Source organism: Pseudaquabacterium inlustre (genome assembly GCF_038066595.1).
Taxonomy (GTDB): domain Bacteria; phylum Pseudomonadota; class Gammaproteobacteria; order Burkholderiales; family Burkholderiaceae_C; genus Pseudaquabacterium; species Pseudaquabacterium inlustre.
This window is the reverse complement of the sequence record NZ_JBBUTH010000004.1, coordinates 274,901-289,923: the sequence shown is the minus strand read 5'-3', so window position 1 is coordinate 289,923 and position 15,023 is coordinate 274,901. Positions and strand designations below refer to the sequence as shown.

At 71.0% G+C, this 15,023-nt stretch carries 14 protein-coding genes; 13 read left to right on the top strand and 1 reads right to left on the bottom strand.

Going from position 1 to position 15,023, the window contains the following annotated elements:
* Window positions 1-11: 11 nt before the first annotated feature.
* From purH to AACH10_RS09360, 10 genes are all read left to right on the top strand, one after another.
* Window positions 12-1,610, top strand: a complete 1,599-nt coding sequence (gene purH / locus AACH10_RS09405) for a bifunctional phosphoribosylaminoimidazolecarboxamide formyltransferase/IMP cyclohydrolase (protein WP_341410128.1) — start codon at window positions 12-14, stop codon at window positions 1,608-1,610.
* Window positions 1,611-1,816: 206 nt separating this feature from the next.
* Window positions 1,817-2,575, top strand: a complete 759-nt coding sequence (locus tag AACH10_RS09400; RefSeq protein ID WP_341410127.1) for a FadR/GntR family transcriptional regulator — start codon at window positions 1,817-1,819, stop codon at window positions 2,573-2,575.
* 47 nt (window positions 2,576-2,622) lie between these two features.
* A complete protein-coding gene (locus AACH10_RS09395) occupies window positions 2,623-3,948 on the top strand; it encodes an ABC transporter substrate-binding protein (protein ID WP_341410126.1) in 1,326 nt (441 codons plus the stop codon).
* Between the two features lie 49 nt (window positions 3,949-3,997).
* Window positions 3,998-4,894, top strand: a complete 897-nt coding sequence (locus AACH10_RS09390) for a branched-chain amino acid ABC transporter permease (RefSeq protein ID WP_341410125.1) — start codon at window positions 3,998-4,000, stop codon at window positions 4,892-4,894.
* A gap of 21 nt (window positions 4,895-4,915) precedes the next feature.
* On the top strand, window positions 4,916-5,911 hold the full coding sequence (locus AACH10_RS09385; RefSeq protein ID WP_341410124.1) for a branched-chain amino acid ABC transporter permease: 996 nt from the start codon (window positions 4,916-4,918) through the stop codon (window positions 5,909-5,911).
* The gene (locus AACH10_RS09380; RefSeq protein WP_341410123.1) at window positions 5,908-6,669 is read left to right on the top strand and encodes an ABC transporter ATP-binding protein; all 762 of its coding nucleotides are present in this window, start codon (window positions 5,908-5,910) and stop codon (window positions 6,667-6,669) included. Before AACH10_RS09385 ends, AACH10_RS09380 begins: the two co-directional genes overlap by 4 nt.
* A gap of 16 nt (window positions 6,670-6,685) precedes the next feature.
* A complete protein-coding gene (locus tag AACH10_RS09375; RefSeq protein ID WP_341410122.1) occupies window positions 6,686-7,339 on the top strand; it encodes an ABC transporter ATP-binding protein in 654 nt (217 codons plus the stop codon).
* 2 nt (window positions 7,340-7,341) lie between these two features.
* A complete protein-coding gene (locus AACH10_RS09370; protein WP_341410121.1) occupies window positions 7,342-8,982 on the top strand; it encodes a class I adenylate-forming enzyme family protein in 1,641 nt (546 codons plus the stop codon).
* A 43-nt stretch (window positions 8,983-9,025) separates the two neighbouring features.
* Entirely contained in the window at window positions 9,026-9,856 is an 831-nt protein-coding gene (locus tag AACH10_RS09365; RefSeq protein ID WP_341410120.1) for an urease accessory protein UreD, read from the top strand.
* A gap of 54 nt (window positions 9,857-9,910) precedes the next feature.
* Window positions 9,911-10,549, top strand: a complete 639-nt coding sequence (locus tag AACH10_RS09360; RefSeq protein WP_341410119.1) for an HAD-IA family hydrolase — start codon at window positions 9,911-9,913, stop codon at window positions 10,547-10,549.
* Between the two features lie 54 nt (window positions 10,550-10,603).
* Here the strand turns inward: AACH10_RS09360 and AACH10_RS09355 are convergent, their stop codons facing one another.
* The gene (locus tag AACH10_RS09355; RefSeq protein WP_341410118.1) at window positions 10,604-11,650 is read right to left on the bottom strand and encodes a BMP family ABC transporter substrate-binding protein; all 1,047 of its coding nucleotides are present in this window, start codon (window positions 11,648-11,650) and stop codon (window positions 10,604-10,606) included.
* A gap of 275 nt (window positions 11,651-11,925) precedes the next feature.
* On the opposite strand from AACH10_RS09355, the gene AACH10_RS09350 reads away from it, so the two are divergent.
* The 3 genes from AACH10_RS09350 to AACH10_RS09340 are packed head-to-tail and all read left to right on the top strand — an operon-like array spanning window position 11,926 to window position 14,988.
* A complete protein-coding gene (locus tag AACH10_RS09350) occupies window positions 11,926-12,843 on the top strand; it encodes a glucosamine kinase nucleotide-binding domain-containing protein (RefSeq protein ID WP_341410117.1) in 918 nt (305 codons plus the stop codon).
* The gene (gene nagA / locus AACH10_RS09345) at window positions 12,840-13,958 is read left to right on the top strand and encodes an N-acetylglucosamine-6-phosphate deacetylase (protein WP_341410116.1); all 1,119 of its coding nucleotides are present in this window, start codon (window positions 12,840-12,842) and stop codon (window positions 13,956-13,958) included. The genes AACH10_RS09350 and nagA overlap by 4 nt, the downstream gene beginning before the upstream one ends.
* Window positions 13,948-14,988, top strand: a complete 1,041-nt coding sequence (locus AACH10_RS09340) for an SIS domain-containing protein (protein WP_341410115.1) — start codon at window positions 13,948-13,950, stop codon at window positions 14,986-14,988. The genes nagA and AACH10_RS09340 overlap by 11 nt, the downstream gene beginning before the upstream one ends.
* The last annotated feature ends 35 nt before the right edge of the window (window positions 14,989-15,023 follow it).

Here is a 15,023-nt window from a genome sequence, read left to right as displayed (position 1 = left end):
ACCTTCATCCCATGACCACCGCCCTGCTGTCCGTGTCCGACAAGACCGGCATCGTCGAATTCGCCCAGGCCCTGCACCAGCGCGGCGTCAAGCTGCTGTCCACCGGCGGCACCGCCCGCCTGCTGGCCGACGCCGGCCTGCCCGTCACCGAGGTGAGCGAAGTGACCGGCTTCCCCGAGATGCTGGACGGCCGCGTGAAGACGCTGCACCCGCGCATCCACGGCGGCCTGCTGGCCCGCCGAGACGTGCCGGCGCACATGGCCGCGCTGGCCGAGCATGGCATCGGCACCATCGACCTGCTGGTGATCAACCTGTACCCCTTCGCCCAGGCCACCGCGCGCCCCGACTGCACGCTGGAAGACGCCATCGAGAACATCGACATCGGCGGCCCGGCCATGCTGCGCGCCGCGGCCAAGAACTGGCAGGACGTGGCGGTGGTGATCGACCCCACCGACTACGCCCAGGTGCTGGGCGAGATCGACGCCGGCGGCCTGACCCGCAAGACGAAGTTCGGCCTGGCGCGCAAGGTGTACGCCCACACCGCCGCCTACGACGGCATGATCACCAACTACCTCAGCGCGCTGGAAGCCGGCGCCGAAGACAAGCCCGCCGCCGTGCCGGCCCGCGCGCCCTACCCCGAGACCTACACGCTGCAGCTGGTCAAGACGCAGGACATGCGCTATGGCGAGAACCCGCACCAGAGCGCCGCGTTCTACCGCGAGCTGAAGCCCGCCGCCGGCACGCTGGCGCACTGGACGCAGCTGCAGGGCAAGGAGCTGAGCTTCAACAACATCGCCGACGCCGACGCCGCGTGGGAATGCGTGAAGACCTTCGACGTGCCGGCCTGCGTGATCGTCAAGCACGCCAACCCCTGCGGCGTGGCCATCGGCGCCAGCGCGGTGGAGGCCTACACCAAGGCCCTGAAGGCCGACCCGACCAGCGCCTTCGGCGGCATCCTGGCGCTGAACGTGCCGCTCGATGCGGCCGTGGTCGAGGCCATCAACGCCGCCAAGCAGTTCGTCGAGGTGGCCATCGCCCCGTCGGTGACGCCCGAGGCCCGCGCGATGCTGGCCGCCAAGCCCAACCTGCGCCTGCTGGAAGTGCCGCTGCCACAGGGCTATGGACAGGGTGGCCAGCTGGGCAACGCACTCGACTTCAAGCGCATCGGCGGCGGCATGCTGCTGCAATCGGCCGACGACAAGAACGTGGCCGCCGGCGAGCTGAAGGTGGTGACCGACAAGCAGCCCACGCCGCAGCAGATGGACGACCTGCTGTTCGCCTGGAAGGTGGCCAAGTACGTCAAGAGCAACGCCATCGTGTTCTGCGCCAACGGCATGACCATGGGCGTTGGCGCCGGCCAGATGAGCCGCCTGGATTCGGCCCGCATCGCCAGCATCAAGGCCGGCCACGCCGGCCTCAGCCTGGCCGGCACGGCCGTGGCCAGCGACGCCTTCTTCCCGTTCCGCGACGGCCTGGACGTGGTGGTGGATGCCGGCGCCAGCTGCGTCATCCAGCCCGGCGGCTCGATGCGCGACGCCGAGGTGATCGCCGCCGCCAACGAGCGCGGCATCGTGATGGTGTTCACCGGCACGCGCCACTTCCGCCATTGATTCGCCTCGCCCCCGGCGACACGGTCTGAGCCACCTTCGGGTGGCTTTTTCGTTTCTGGCGCAGCCACGCACAGGCTGCCGGCAAGTTCGCAGTCTTGTCGCGCAGTGGACACGTCCTTTGCGGGTTTGTCTCGTTCCGGTGATCCGCTTGTCGGACAAAGATGCGCACGCGCCGGCTCCCAACGCCGGCCAGGAGCGGATCCGACATGGGTGCCCAAGGGCCGGCTGCGGTGTTCCAGCGTGTGGTGGTCGAGCCGGCATACAAGGCGGTCTCGGCCGCCATCGAGCGCGCCATCGTCGACGGCGCGCTGCCCCCCGGTGCCGCCCTGCCCACCGAGCAGGCGCTGTCCGAACGCTTCGGCGTGCACCGTTCCACCGTGCGCGAAGCCATCCGCCAGGTCGAGCGCGAGGGCCTGCTGCAGCGCGGTGAAGGCCGCCGGCTGTTCGTCTGCCTGCCCGGTGCCCATGACCTGGCGTCGCGCGCCACGCGCCTGCTGCTGCTGCAACAGACCACCTTCCGCGAACTGTGGGAGCTGGCCGACTCGATCGAGCCGCTGACCGCCCGCCTGGCCGCCGGCCGCGCCGACGACCACGATCTGGCGCTGCTGCGCGACAACCTGGCGGCCACCGAGGCGCTGGGCCTGGCCACGGCGCAACATCCCGCACTGGTCAAGCTGGACATGGCCTTCCATGCGCTGGTGGGCCGCGCCAGCCACAACCACGCGCTGATGCTGGCACGCGAGCCCGTGGGCCTGCTCTACGACCCCACGCTGCAGCAGATCTTCGGGCATCTGCCGCAGGCGGCCGCGCGCAACCTGCAAGCGCATCGGCAGATCGTCGACGCACTCGCCAACCACGATCCCGCCAGCGCCGAACGCTGGATGCGCAAGCACATGACGGATTTTCAACGCGGCTTCGCGCTCGCCGGGCTCGACATGGGCACGCCGATCGCCCAGCCCACCTAAGGCCCATTCCGGGCGACATCACCACGACCCCCAGCAGGAGACTTCCGATGGCAAGACACCTCAACCGCACCCCGGCCTGCCGCAAGCCGAACAGGCTGCGCCTGCTGGCCGCCACGGCCGCCCTGTGCGTCGCTGCCGGCGCCCAGGCGCAGGAGACCTTCAAGGTCGGCATCGTCAGCTTCCTGTCGGGCCAGGCGGCCGAGAGCTTCGGCATCCCAGCGGTCAATGGCGCCAAGATCCTGGTCGACGCCTTCAACAAGGGCGCGGCACCCGCGCCCTACAACAAGCCCGGCTTCGGCGGCATGAAGATCGAAGCCGTCTATGTCGACGAAAACGGCGGCGCCACCAAGCAGGTGCAGGAACTGAAGAACCTGTACGACCGCGAGAAGGTCGACGTGGTGGTGGGCTATGTCAGCTCGGGCGACTGCCTGGCCGTGGCGCCGGCCGCCGAGGAGATGAAGAAGTTCCTGATCCTCTACGACTGCGGCACGCCGCGCATCTTCGAGGAGAACAAGTTCAACTACGTGTTCCGCACCGCCAGCCACGGCGCGATGGACAACGTGGCGCTCGCCCGCTACCTGAAGGCCAAGGGCATCAAGGCCGACACCTTCAACCTGATCAACCAGGACTACGCCTGGGGCCACGACAGCAAGAAGGATTTCGTCTGGAGCATGGAGAAGCTGTTCCCCGCTGCCAAGCCCGGCGAGGACCAGCTGCCCAAGTTCGGCGCCGGCCAGTACGGCACCGAGATCTCGGCGCTGATGAACAAGCCCGCCGACATCACCCACAGCAGCCTGTGGGGCGGTGACCTGCAGGCCTTCATCCTGCAGGCCGGCCCGCGCGGCCTGTTCAAGAAGACCCAGGTGGTGCTGTCAGCCGCCGACCATGTGCTGCCCGGCCTGGGCGAGAAGATGCCCGACGGCACCATCCTGGGCGCGCGCGGCGCCTACGGCCTGATGTCGCCCAAGAGCGCACTGAACGACTGGTGGTGGGACCTGTACAGCAAGGCCTACAACGTGTATCCGGTGCAGGCCCCGTACCGCATGGCGCAAAGCCTGCTGGGCCTGAAGCTGGCGGCCGAGAAGGCCATCGCCGCCAACGGCGGCAAGAAGCCCAGCCCCGAGCAGCTGGCCGCCGCGCTGCGCAACAGCGAATGGGATTCCCCGGCCGGGCGCATCCGCATGGCCAACGGCGGCGGCCACCAGGCCGTGCAGGAGACGGCCATCGGCAAGACCCGCTACGACGCGGCCAAGAAGATGGTGATGCTCGACGACATCATGCGTTTCCCGGCCGACTGCGTGAACCCGCCGCCCAACATGAAGGCCGAGGAGTGGATCAAGGCGGGGTTCCCCGGCGCCAAGGGCTGCCCCTGACGCCAGGCATCTTGCTGCCTGACTTCAGCCCTTCTTTGGAGTGCCCCTCATGGCCGGACTCATCACCATCCTCATTGACGGGATCACCTACGCCTCGTGGCTGTTCATCGTCGCGCTGGGTCTCACGCTGGTGTTCGGCGTGCTCAAGATCCTGAACATCGCGCATGGCAGCTTCTATGCGCTGGGGGCCTATGCGGCGGCCAGCTTCGTGGGTTGGGCGGCCAGCATGAAGTGGGCACCGGGCCTCAGCCTGGTGGCCATGCTGCTGGCTGCGGTGGCGGTGGCCGCGCTGGTGGCCCCGCTCACCGAGCGCGGGCTGCTGCGCTTCTTCTACGGCCGTGACGAGGTGCTGCTGGTGCTGGTGACCTACGCCATGTTCCTGATCATGGAAGACGTCACCAAGCTGGTCTGGGGCGCCAACCCCTACTACGTCAGCGAGCCCTACAGCCTGTTCGGCAATGTGGACGTGGGCAAGCAGAGCTACGTGGGCTACGACTTCGCGCTGGTGGGCCTGGCCGCCGTGGTGGGCTCTGCCGTGTGGTGGGGCCTGAACCGCACCCGCATCGGCAAGATCGTCACGGTGGTCATCCACTCGTCGGAGATCGCGGCCAGCATGGGCATCAACGTGTCGCGCGTCTACATGGGCGCGTTCGCGGTGGGCATCTTCCTGGCGGCCATCGGCGGCGCCTTCACCGCGCCGATGATCTCGGTGCAGCCGGGCGTGTCGGTGGGCGTGATCATCGTCTCGTTCGCCGTGGTCATCATCGGTGGCCTGGGCAGCATCGAGGGCGCCGCCGTGGGCGCGCTGATCGTCGGCCTGGCACGGTCCATCGCCGTGCACACCGCGCCGGTGGCCGAGCTGTTCTCGATCTACATCGTGATGGCCATCGTGCTGATGTTCCGGCCCGAGGGGCTGTTCCAGCGCATCCAGGCGCGCAAGATCTGAGGACGCCCCATGTCGGCAGTCATGAACCCTTCCTCCAAGATGCCGCAGGGCATCACCACCTCGGGCACCGTGCTGCCCGGCGTGCGCCACGGCCGCACGGTGGCGCTGGCCTTCGGCGCCTTCGCGCTGCTGGCCGCCGCGGGCTTTGCGGCACCCAAGTGGCTGACCTTCCTGGTCACGATGGCGGCCGGCAACGGCCTGGTGTCGCTGGGCATCGTGGCGCTGATGCGCGGCGGCGTGGTGCCCTTCGGCCAGGGCATGGTGTTCGCCATCGGCGGCTACAGCGCAGCCTTGCTGTTCAACAAGGCCGGCTTCACCGACGCCATCGGCCTGGCGCTCACCGGCGGTGTGCTGGCCGCGGCGGTGGCCGCGCCCTTCGCGCCGCTGCTGTCGCGCTACCGCGGCATCTTCTTCGCCATGCTCACCCTCGCGTTGTCGATGGTGACCTACGGCCTGCTGATGAAGATGGAATCGCTGGGTGGCAGCGACGGCTTCAACCTCGGCCGGCCCACGTTGCTGGGCATGAAGCTGCCCGATGCCAGCACCGGCTACGTGATGTACCTGGTGACCACCGGCTTCGCCACCGTGATGGCCCTGGTGGCGCGCGTGTACTTCGACTCCACCCGCGGCCTGGTGACGCTGGCCGTGCGCGAGAACGAGTTGCGCGTGGAATACCTGGGCGGCTCGGTGCGCCAGGCCATGAGCATCAACTTCATCTTCGCGGCCTTCTGCGGCGGGCTGGGCGGCGCGCTGGTGGTCATGTCGCTGGGCCATGTGGAGCCCACCTTCAGCTTCTGGACGACCTCGGGCGAGTTCGTCTTCGTGGCCATCCTGGCCGGCTGGCAAAGCGTGGCCGCGGTGTTCGTGGCCAGCACGGTGCTGGAGGTGGTGCGCAGCTTCTCCAGCGCCTACTTCCCCAACACCTGGCAGCTGGCGCTGGGGCTGTTCCTGCTGTTCGTGATCCGCTTCCTGCCGCGCGGCATCGGATCGCTGTGGATGAAGGGATCGGGCAAATGAGCGCCAGGGTGATGTTGGAGGCCGCCGGCCTCGAGAAGCGCTTCGGCGCCGTGGTCGCCGCGTCGGCGATCAATGTGCAGATCACGGCCGGCGAGCGTGTCAGCCTGATCGGCAGCAATGGCGCGGGCAAGACCACCTTCGTCAACATGATCACCGGCTACCTGAAGCCCGACAGCGGCCGCATCACGCTGGGCGGTCGCGACATCACGCCGCTGGACCCGCGCGCCATCACGCGCCTGGGCGTGGCGCGCTCGTTCCAGATCCCGCAGCTGTTCGGCGACCTCACCGCGCTCGACAACATGCTGGTGGCCAATGCCTGCCATGACCAGCGCCTGAGCTTCTTCCAGCCCGCGCGCCGCCGCGAGGCGATCGACCGCGCCGAGCTGCTGCTGGAACGCTTCGGCCTGCACGAGCACCGCCACCGCCGCGTGGCCGAGCTGCCGGGCGGCGTGCGCAAGCTGCTCGACATCGCGATGGCACTGACCACCGCGCCCCAGCTGCTGCTGCTCGATGAGCCCACCAGCGGCGTCTCGGCCGAGGAGAAGTTCCCGATGATGGACACCATCATGGCCGCGCTGGGGCAGGAGAAGGCCACCACGGTGCTGTTCGTCGAGCACGACATGGACATCGTGGCGCAGCACGCCAGCCGCGTGATCGCGTTCTACGCCGGCCGCATCATCGCCGACGACGTGCCGGCCAAGGCCCTGGCCACCGACGACGTGCGCCGCTACGTCACCGGCGAACTGGTCAACGAATGAGCCGGAGGCATCACACATGCTGAAGATCGAAGGCATCCACGTCGCCATCCAGGGCGTGGTGGCGTTGCGCGGGCTGTCGCTCACCGTGGGCGATGGGCAGATGGTGGGCCTGATCGGCCGCAACGGCGCCGGCAAGACCACCACGCTGCGTGCGGTGATGGGCCACCTGACACCCAGCCAGGGCCGCATCACGTTCGACGGGCAGGACCTGGCCACGCTGCCCCGGCACGACCGCGCCGCGCGCGGCATCGGCTACATGCCCGAGGACCGCGGCCTGGTGCCCGAGCTCACCGTGGAAGAGAACATCCTGGTGCCGGTGTGGGTGAACCAGGGCCTGAACGCCGACGAGCGCCTGGCCCTGGTGTGGCGCGTGCTGCCCGAGCTGAAGGAGATGAAGGACCGCCGCGCGCTGCTGCTCTCGGGCGGGCAGCAGAAGCTGGTGGCGCTGGCGCGCGCGCTGGCCGTGGGCACACGGCTGCTGCTGCTCGACGAGCCCTTCGAGGGCGTGGCGCCGGCGCTCAGCAAGCGCCTGGGCGAGGTGATCGCCGGGCTCAAGGGCACGGCGGTGTCGGTGCTGATCGCGCAAAGTGACCTGAACCACTCGCGCAAGCTGGTCGACAGCGAGTTCGTCATCGAGCGCGGCGCCAACGTGCTGGCGCAGCCGGCCTGACGATGGCGACCACAGAAAACGGCGCAGACCTGCGCGCCGCCCCCTGGGCAGACACGCCGGTGCCGGCCATGCGCCACGAGGCGCTGCACGGCGACCGCCTGGTGCGCTGCTTCATCGACCGGCCGCCCAGCGTGTGGGCGATGTTCGCTGCCAGCCTGGCCCGCGCACCGCAGGCCGAGGCCCTGGTGGCCGGCGACCGGCGCTGGACCTATGCCCAGCTCGACGCCGACGTGACCAGGCTGGCTGCTGGTTTTGCAGCGCATGGGCTGCAGCGCGGCGAGCGCGTGGTGATGTTCATCGACAACCAGCCAGAGTTCGTCACCGTGTGGCTGGCGCTGCAGCGCCTGGGCGCCATCACCGTGCCGGTGGGCGTGCGCGAGCAGCGGCCGGGCCTGAGCTACATCGCCCGGCAATGCGGCGCCGCCGCCATCGTGGCCGATGCCGGCCTGGTGGACCGCCTGCCCGAGGCGGCCGGCACGCCCGCGCTGCGCCTGCGCATCAGCGTGGGCGAGGCGCCGGGCTGCACGCCGCTGGCCGCGCTGCAGGCCGGCAGCGACGCGCCGCCCCCTCCCGCCGACGTGGCCGAGACCGATGTGGCCGTGATCCTCTACACCTCGGGCACCACCGGCCAACCCAAGGGCGCGACGATCACGCACCTGAACATCGCCCACTCGGTGCTGCACTACCAGGTGTGCATGCGCCTGCAGGCCGACGACCGCTCGGCCCTGGCCGTGCCGGCCAGCCATGTCACCGGCCTGATCGCCATCGTGGCGGCCATGCTGCACGTGGGCGGCGCCATCGTCGTGGTGCCGGCGTTCAAGGCCGAGTCCTTCATCGCGCTGCTGCAGGCCGAGCGCATCACGCACACGCTGATGGTGCCGGCCATGTACAACCTGTGCCTGCTGCAGCCCGGCTTCGCCGAGGCCCGGCTCGACGCCTGGCGCGTGGGCGGCTACGGTGGCGCACCGATGCCGGTGGCCACCATCGACGCACTGGCCGAGCGCCTGCCCGGCCTGACGCTGCTGAACTGCTACGGCGCCACCGAGACCACCTCGCCCACCACGATGATCCCCTGGGGCCGCACCCGGGCGCACGCCGACAGCGTGGGCGTGGCCCTGCCCGCGGCCGACGTGAAGGTGATGGACGACGACGGCCGCGAACTGCCGCCCGGCGAGACCGGCGAGCTGTGGATCGGCGGCCCGATGGTGGTGCCGGGCTACTGGGACCGGCCCGAGGCCACGGCCAGCAGCTTCACCGCCGGGTACTGGCACTCCGGCGACCTGGGCAGCGTGGATGCCGAAGGCTATGTGCGCGTGTTCGACCGCAAGAAGGACATGCTCAACCGCGGCGGCTTCAAGATCTACTCGGTCGAGGTCGAGAACGTGCTGATGGGCTGGCCCGGCATGGTGGAGGCCGCCATCGTCGGCAAGCCCTGCCCGGTGCTGGGCGAGCGCGTGCATGCCTTCGTGCACGTGTCGCCGGGCCATGCGGCCGGTGACGAACACACCGCCGCGCTGCGCGCCTTCTGCGCCGAGCGCCTGGCCGACTACAAGGTGCCCGAGGGCATCACCTGGAGCGAGGTGCCGCTGCCACGCAATGCCAACGGCAAGCTGATGAAGCGGCTGCTGCGCGAGGGGCTCTGACCCGGCCCTAAACTGGCCGGCTCTCCACTCCACGCACCGCGCCATGGGCTGGCAAGGCCACCTCGATCTGCATTACCGCCACGACGGCACCCGCACCACGGCGCTCGACCGTCACCATGGCCCGCTGCGCGTGCTGCAGCGCCTGTACCCCGAGGGCGATGCCGTCTGCCACCATGTGCTGGTGCACCCGCCCGGCGGCATCGTCGGCGGCGACGAACTGGTGGTGAACGCCCGGCTCGAGCCCGGCAGCCATGCGCTGATCACCACGCCCGGCGCCACGCGCTTCTACCGCAGCAACGGCCCGCTGGCGGTGCAGCAGGTGCAGGCCCAGGTGGCCGAGGGTGCCCGCCTGGAATGGCTGCCGCTGGAGGCCATCGCCTACCCCGGCTGCCGCGTCGAGAACCGGCTGCGCTTCACGCTGGCCCCGGGCGCCCAGATGATGGGCTTGGATGTGCTGGCCCTGGGCCTGCCGGCGGCGGGCGAGGCCTTCGGCCGCGGCAGCGTCACCCAGCAGATCGAGCTGCCCGGCGTTTGGCTTGAACGCGGCCGCCTCGACGGCGACGACACGCTGCTGCTGCAGTCGCCGCTGGGCCTGGCCGGCCGCAGCGTGCTGGGCACCTTGTGGCTGGCCGATGGCCAGGCCCTGCCGCGCAGCGCGCGCGAAACGCTGCTGGACGCGGCCCGCGCGCTGATCGACGGCCATGCGCTGGCCGCCACCGCCGGCGTGACCGCGCCCGACGAGTCGCTGCTGGTGCTGCGCGTGCTGGGCGAGCGGGTCGAGCCGGTGATCGCGCTGCTGCATGCCGTGTGGGCCGCCTGGCGCCAGCAGCACTGGCAACTGGCGCCCTGCACGCCGCGCGTGTGGCGCACCTGAGGCGGCCCCCGACCCGATCCAACCCAAGCCGACCCTGGAGACCCTGGAGACCCGATGAGTGCACCCGACATCCGCGCCGTGATCTGGGACTACGGCGGCGTGATCACCCGCTCGCCCTTCGAGGCCTTTGCGCGGCTGGAACGCGAGCGCGGCCTGCCGGCCGGCTTTCTGCGCCAGGTCAACGCCACCAACCACCTCGACAACGCCTGGGCCCGCTTCGAGCGCAGCGAAATCGACCTCGACGCCTTCAATGCCGCGTTTGCCGCCGAGAGCGCGGCGCTGGGCCATGCCGTGCCAGGCCGCGAGGTGATCGCGCTGCTCGGCGGCGAGATCCGGCCGGAGATGGTGCAGGCCCTGCGCCGCCTGCGGCCGCGGCTGAAGCTGGGCCTGATCACCAACAACGTGCGTGCGCCCGAGGGTGACGGCCAGGCCGACGCCGGCCGCGGCGAGGTGCTGGCGCAGTTCCACCACGTGATCGAGAGCGCCAAGGTGGGCCTGCGCAAGCCCGACCCGGCCATCTACCGGCTGATGCTCGACGCGCTGGGCGTGGCGGCATCGCAGGCCGTGTTCCTCGACGACCTGGGCGTCAACCTCAAGCCCGCACGCGCGCTGGGCATGCACACCATCAAGGTGGGCGAGCCCGGCCCCGCGCTGGCGCAGCTGCAGGCGCTGGTGGGCTTCAGCCTGGACTGAACCATGCAGGCCGCGCGCGGCCTGCGCCCGGTGGCCTTGCGCGGGCAGTGACGCTCAGCGGGCGGCCGGCACGCTGCCCACCACGCCCTGCACGAACCAGTCCATCTGCGCGATCCGGGCATCGGGCAGCGCGCCCTTGTCCAGGCGCACGCGGCCGGTGTTGTCGCTCAGCGGCGCGGCAAAGGGCAGCAGCTTGCCGGCCACGATGTCGGCGCGCTTCTTCTCCAGCTCGGCCTTCACTGCCGGCGGCAGCGTGTCGCTGACGGCCGACAGCTGCACGCCGCCGTCCTTCATGCCGCCCCACACCGGCTGCGGCTTCCAGCTGCCGGCGATCACCGCCTTGGCCACCTGGGTGTAGTACGGCCCCCAGTGCTGCGTCACCGCCGCCAGCTGCGCCTTGGGCGCGAAGCGGCGCATGTCGCTCTGGTAGGCCAGCAGCATCACGCCCTTTTCTTCGGCGGCCTGCGGCACGGCGGGCGAGCCGCTGTGGTTGGTCAGCACGTCGGCGCCCTGGGCCACCAGGGTCAGCGCAGCCTCGCGCTCGCGCGCGGGGTCGAACCAGGTGTTCAGCCACACCACCTTGACCTCGGCCTTGGGGTTGGCCGCGCGCATGCCCAGCGTGAAGGCGTTGATGCCCTGCACCACCTCGGGCACCGGGAAACCCGCCACATAGCCGGCCACGCCGCTCTTGCTCTGCTTGCCGGCCAGCCAGCCTGCCAGCCAGCGGCCTTCGTACCAGCGGGCGTTGTAGGTGTTCAGATTGGCAGCGGTCTTGTAGCCGCCGGCATGCTCGAACTTCACCGCCGGAAAGTCGGCCGCCACGCGCAGTGCCGGCTCCAGGTAGCCGAAGCTGGTGGCGAAGACCAGGCCGCAACCGTCGCGCGCCAGGTCGCGCATCACGCGCTCGCTGTCTGCGCCCTCGGGCACCGATTCGACGAAGCGGCTCTTCACCGCATCGCCCAGCGCCTGCTGCATGGCCTGGCGGCCCTGCTCGTGCTGGAAGGTCCAGCCCGCCTGGCCCACCGGGCTGACGTAGACGAAGCAGGCTTGCAGGGGCGCCGCGCTGGCCTGGGTGGAAGCGACACAGAACGCCGCAGCCATGGCTGCGCGCCTGAGGTTTTTGTGCATGGTTGTCCTCGACATGGCCCCGTGGATGAAAAGCGCCGGCTTCGGGGGCACGAAGCCGGCGCGTCAACGCGTGGAATTGTCGCCGATGCCGCGATGCCCCTTCATTGCAACTGGATCGCAATTGGTTATATGCCAATGCCCCAGCCTTCGCCGCCGCGCACCGGCCCTGCAGGCCCTTCACTTGCAGGGACCGCCCGCGGGCGGCATGGATTGACCGGTCGGTCGATTTGGTATTACATTGGTACTATATGAACCGGTCCACCACTTCCCCCCACGGCGCGGCGCGCTACCGCATCGGCATCGACGGCGGCGGCAGCGGCACGCGCGCCCGCCTGGCCGATGCCGAAGGCCGCACGCTGGCCCTCGGCGAGGCCGGCCCGTCCGGCCTGGGCCAGGGCGTGCCGCAGGCCTGGCGCCATGTGCGCCAAGCCATCGCCGCCGCCTTTGCCGCCGCCGGCCTGCCGGTGGCCGATCCGGGCGATTGCGCGCTGGGCCTGGGCCTGGCCGGCGTGCATGCACCGGCGCTGGCCACCGCGTTCCGCCAGGCCGATCCCGGCTATGCGCGGCTGGTGCTCGACACCGATGCCGGCACGCTGCTGCTGGGCGCCCATGCCGGGCAGCCCGGTGTCATCGTGGCCGCCGGCACCGGCAGCGTGGGCGAGGCCCTGCGCCGCGACGGCCAGCGCGTGTCGGTGGGCGGCTGGGGCTTTCCGGTGGGTGACGAAGGCAGCGGCGCCTGGCTAGGCCTGCGTGCCATGCAGCTGTCGCAGCAGGCCATGGACGGCCGCGGCCCGCAGGGCGCGCTGGCCCGCGCCGTGTGGGAGCGCGTGGGCCGCCAGCGCGACCAGCTGATCGACTGGTGCGCCCAGGCCGGCCAGCAGGCCTATGCCTCGCTGGCGCCCCTGGTCTTCGACCATGCCGCGCAAGACCCCGTGGCCTGGAACCTGCTGGACGAGGCCGCCCAGGCCCTGGCCCGCCTGGTGGATGCCATGGACCCGGCCGGCGACCTGCCCATCGTGGTGGGCGGCAGCGTGGGCCAGCGCCTGGCGCCACGCCTGCCGGCCCGCCTGCACACGCGCAGCATGCCGGCCCGGGCCGATGCCACCGAGGGCGCGCTGCACCTGCTGCGCCCGAGCGCCAGCGCCGCCGCGGGGGAATCAGCATGACGCGCGTCGACGGCCACATCCTCACGCCCACCGGCTGGCTGGCCGGCTCGCTGCACATCGGTGCCGATGGCCGCATCGCCGCGATCGACGGCACGCCGGTCAGCGAACCCCAGGTGCGCCACGGCACGCTGCCGCTGCTGCTGCCCGGCTTCATCGACCTGCATGTGCATGGCGGCGGCGGGCGCGACAGCATGGAAGGCGGCGATGCGCTGGCCACCATTGCCCGTGTGCATGCGCGCCACGGCACCACGGCGCTGCTGGCCACCACGATGACCGCGCCGCCGCACGAGCTGGAAATGGCACTGGCCGGCATGGGCCCGGCCTGCCGCCAGCGCACGCCAGGCACGGCCCGCGTGCTGGGCGTGCACCTCGAAGGCCCCTACATCAACCCCGGCCGCCTGGGCGCCCAGCCCGACCATGCACGCCCGGCCAGCACGCAGGAACTGCAGCGCCTGCATGCGCTGGCGCCCATCCGCCTGATCACGCTGGCGCCCGAGATCCCCGGCAACCTCGAATGGATCCCCCGGCTGCGCGAGGCCGGCTTCGTGGTGCAGATCGGCCACACCGCCGGCAGCTACGACGACGGCGTGGCCGCGCTGCGCCAGGGCGCCACCGGCTTCACCCACCTGTTCAACGCGATGAGCGGCCTGCACCACCGCGCGCCGGGCATGGTGGGCGCGGCGCTGGCGCATGCCACGCATGCCGAGATCATTCCCGACCTGCTGCATGTGCACCCCGGCGCCATCCGCGCGGCGCTGCGCGCCATCCCCTGCCTGTACTGCGTCACCGATTCCACCGCCGCCACCGGCATGCCCGATGGCGAGTACCGCCTGGGCAGCCACCAGGTGCGCAAGTGCCTGGGCGGCGTGCGGCTGGAAGACGGCACGCTGGCCGGCAGCACCCTCACGATGGACCAGGCGCTGCGCAACCTGGTGCACGACATCGGCCTGGAGATCGACGAGGCCTCGCGCCGCGTGTCCACCCATGCTGCCGACTTCCTGGGCCTGGATGACCGCGGCCGCCTGCAGCCCGGCGCCTGGGCCGACCTTGTGATGCTCGACCCCGCGCTGCAGCTGCAGCGCGTGTGGGTCGAAGGAGAACCCCTTGACGACTGACGAGCGCACCGAATCGCGCATGCTGACCGAGGCCCGCGAGGCCCCGGCCGCCGTGGCCCGCGCCATCGCCACCAGCCACGACACCTTGGGCCAACTGGGCAGCATGCTGCGCGCCACGCCGCCGCAGGGCATCCTGACCGTGGCGCGCGGCAGCAGCGACCATGCCGCGCACTACATGGCCTATCTGGTGATGGCGCGGCTGGGCCGGCTGGTCACTTCGCTGCCGATGTCGCTGGTCACGCTGTACCAGTCGCAGCTGCGCTGCGAGGGCCTGCTGTCGCTGGCCTTCTCGCAATCGGGCCAGAGCCCCGACCTCGTGGCGCCGCAGCGCTATGTGGGTGCACATGGCGGCCGCACCGTGGCGCTGGTCAACGATGCCGCCTCGCCGCTGGCCCAGGCCAGCCAGTGGGTGCTGCCGCTGTCGGCCGGGCCCGAGCGCAGCGTGGCCGCCACCAAGAGCTACATCGCCCAGCTGGCCCTGGGTGCCGCGCTGGTGGCCCACTGGCAGGCCGATGCGCCGCTGCTGCGCGCGCTGCAGGCCCTGCCCGAGCCATTGGCCGGGGCCGCGGGCCTGGACTGGACGCCGCTGGTGGATGCGCTGCAAGGCGCGCAGCAGCTCTACGTGATCGGCCGCGGCACCGGCCAGGCCATCGCGATGGAGGCGGCGCTGAAGTTCAAGGAGGTGTGCGGCATCCACGCCGAGGCCTTCTCGGGCGCCGAGGTGCAGCACGGGCCGATGGCGCTGATAGCCGAAGGCTGGCCGCTGCTGGTGTTCGCGCCGCGCGGTCCGGCCCAGGCCGGGCTGCTGGCGCTGGCCGCGCAGATGCGCGAGCGCGGCGCCCGCGTGCTGCTGGCCGCGCCGCCCGGCACGCCCGGCATGGTGCTGCCGCTGGCCACCACCGGCCATGAGGAGCTGGACGTGATCGCCGCGATCCAGAGCTTCTACCCGGCCGTGGAAGCCCTGGCCCGCGCCCGCGGCCTGCCGCCCGACCAGCCGCGCTTCCTGAACAAGGTGACGCGCACGCACTGAACGCGGCGCACGGCCCGGCCTGGAACCCAACTTTT

Coding starts and splice junctions, on each gene's coding strand:
- AACH10_RS09365 (WP_341410120.1), top strand. CDS start 9,026: ATGGGCTGGCAAGGCCACCTCGATCTGCATTACCGCCACGACGGCACC.
- AACH10_RS09355 (WP_341410118.1), bottom strand. CDS start 11,650: ATGGCTGCGGCGTTCTGTGTCGCTTCCACCCAGGCCAGCGCGGCGCCC.
- AACH10_RS09400 (WP_341410127.1), top strand. CDS start 1,817: ATGGGTGCCCAAGGGCCGGCTGCGGTGTTCCAGCGTGTGGTGGTCGAG.
- AACH10_RS09350 (WP_341410117.1), top strand. CDS start 11,926: ATGAACCGGTCCACCACTTCCCCCCACGGCGCGGCGCGCTACCGCATC.
- nagA (WP_341410116.1), top strand. CDS start 12,840: ATGACGCGCGTCGACGGCCACATCCTCACGCCCACCGGCTGGCTGGCC.
- AACH10_RS09370 (WP_341410121.1), top strand. CDS start 7,342: ATGGCGACCACAGAAAACGGCGCAGACCTGCGCGCCGCCCCCTGGGCA.
- purH (WP_341410128.1), top strand. CDS start 12: ATGACCACCGCCCTGCTGTCCGTGTCCGACAAGACCGGCATCGTCGAA.
- AACH10_RS09385 (WP_341410124.1), top strand. CDS start 4,916: ATGAACCCTTCCTCCAAGATGCCGCAGGGCATCACCACCTCGGGCACC.
- AACH10_RS09375 (WP_341410122.1), top strand. CDS start 6,686: ATGCTGAAGATCGAAGGCATCCACGTCGCCATCCAGGGCGTGGTGGCG.
- AACH10_RS09395 (WP_341410126.1), top strand. CDS start 2,623: ATGGCAAGACACCTCAACCGCACCCCGGCCTGCCGCAAGCCGAACAGG.
- AACH10_RS09360 (WP_341410119.1), top strand. CDS start 9,911: ATGAGTGCACCCGACATCCGCGCCGTGATCTGGGACTACGGCGGCGTG.
- AACH10_RS09380 (WP_341410123.1), top strand. CDS start 5,908: ATGAGCGCCAGGGTGATGTTGGAGGCCGCCGGCCTCGAGAAGCGCTTC.
- AACH10_RS09390 (WP_341410125.1), top strand. CDS start 3,998: ATGGCCGGACTCATCACCATCCTCATTGACGGGATCACCTACGCCTCG.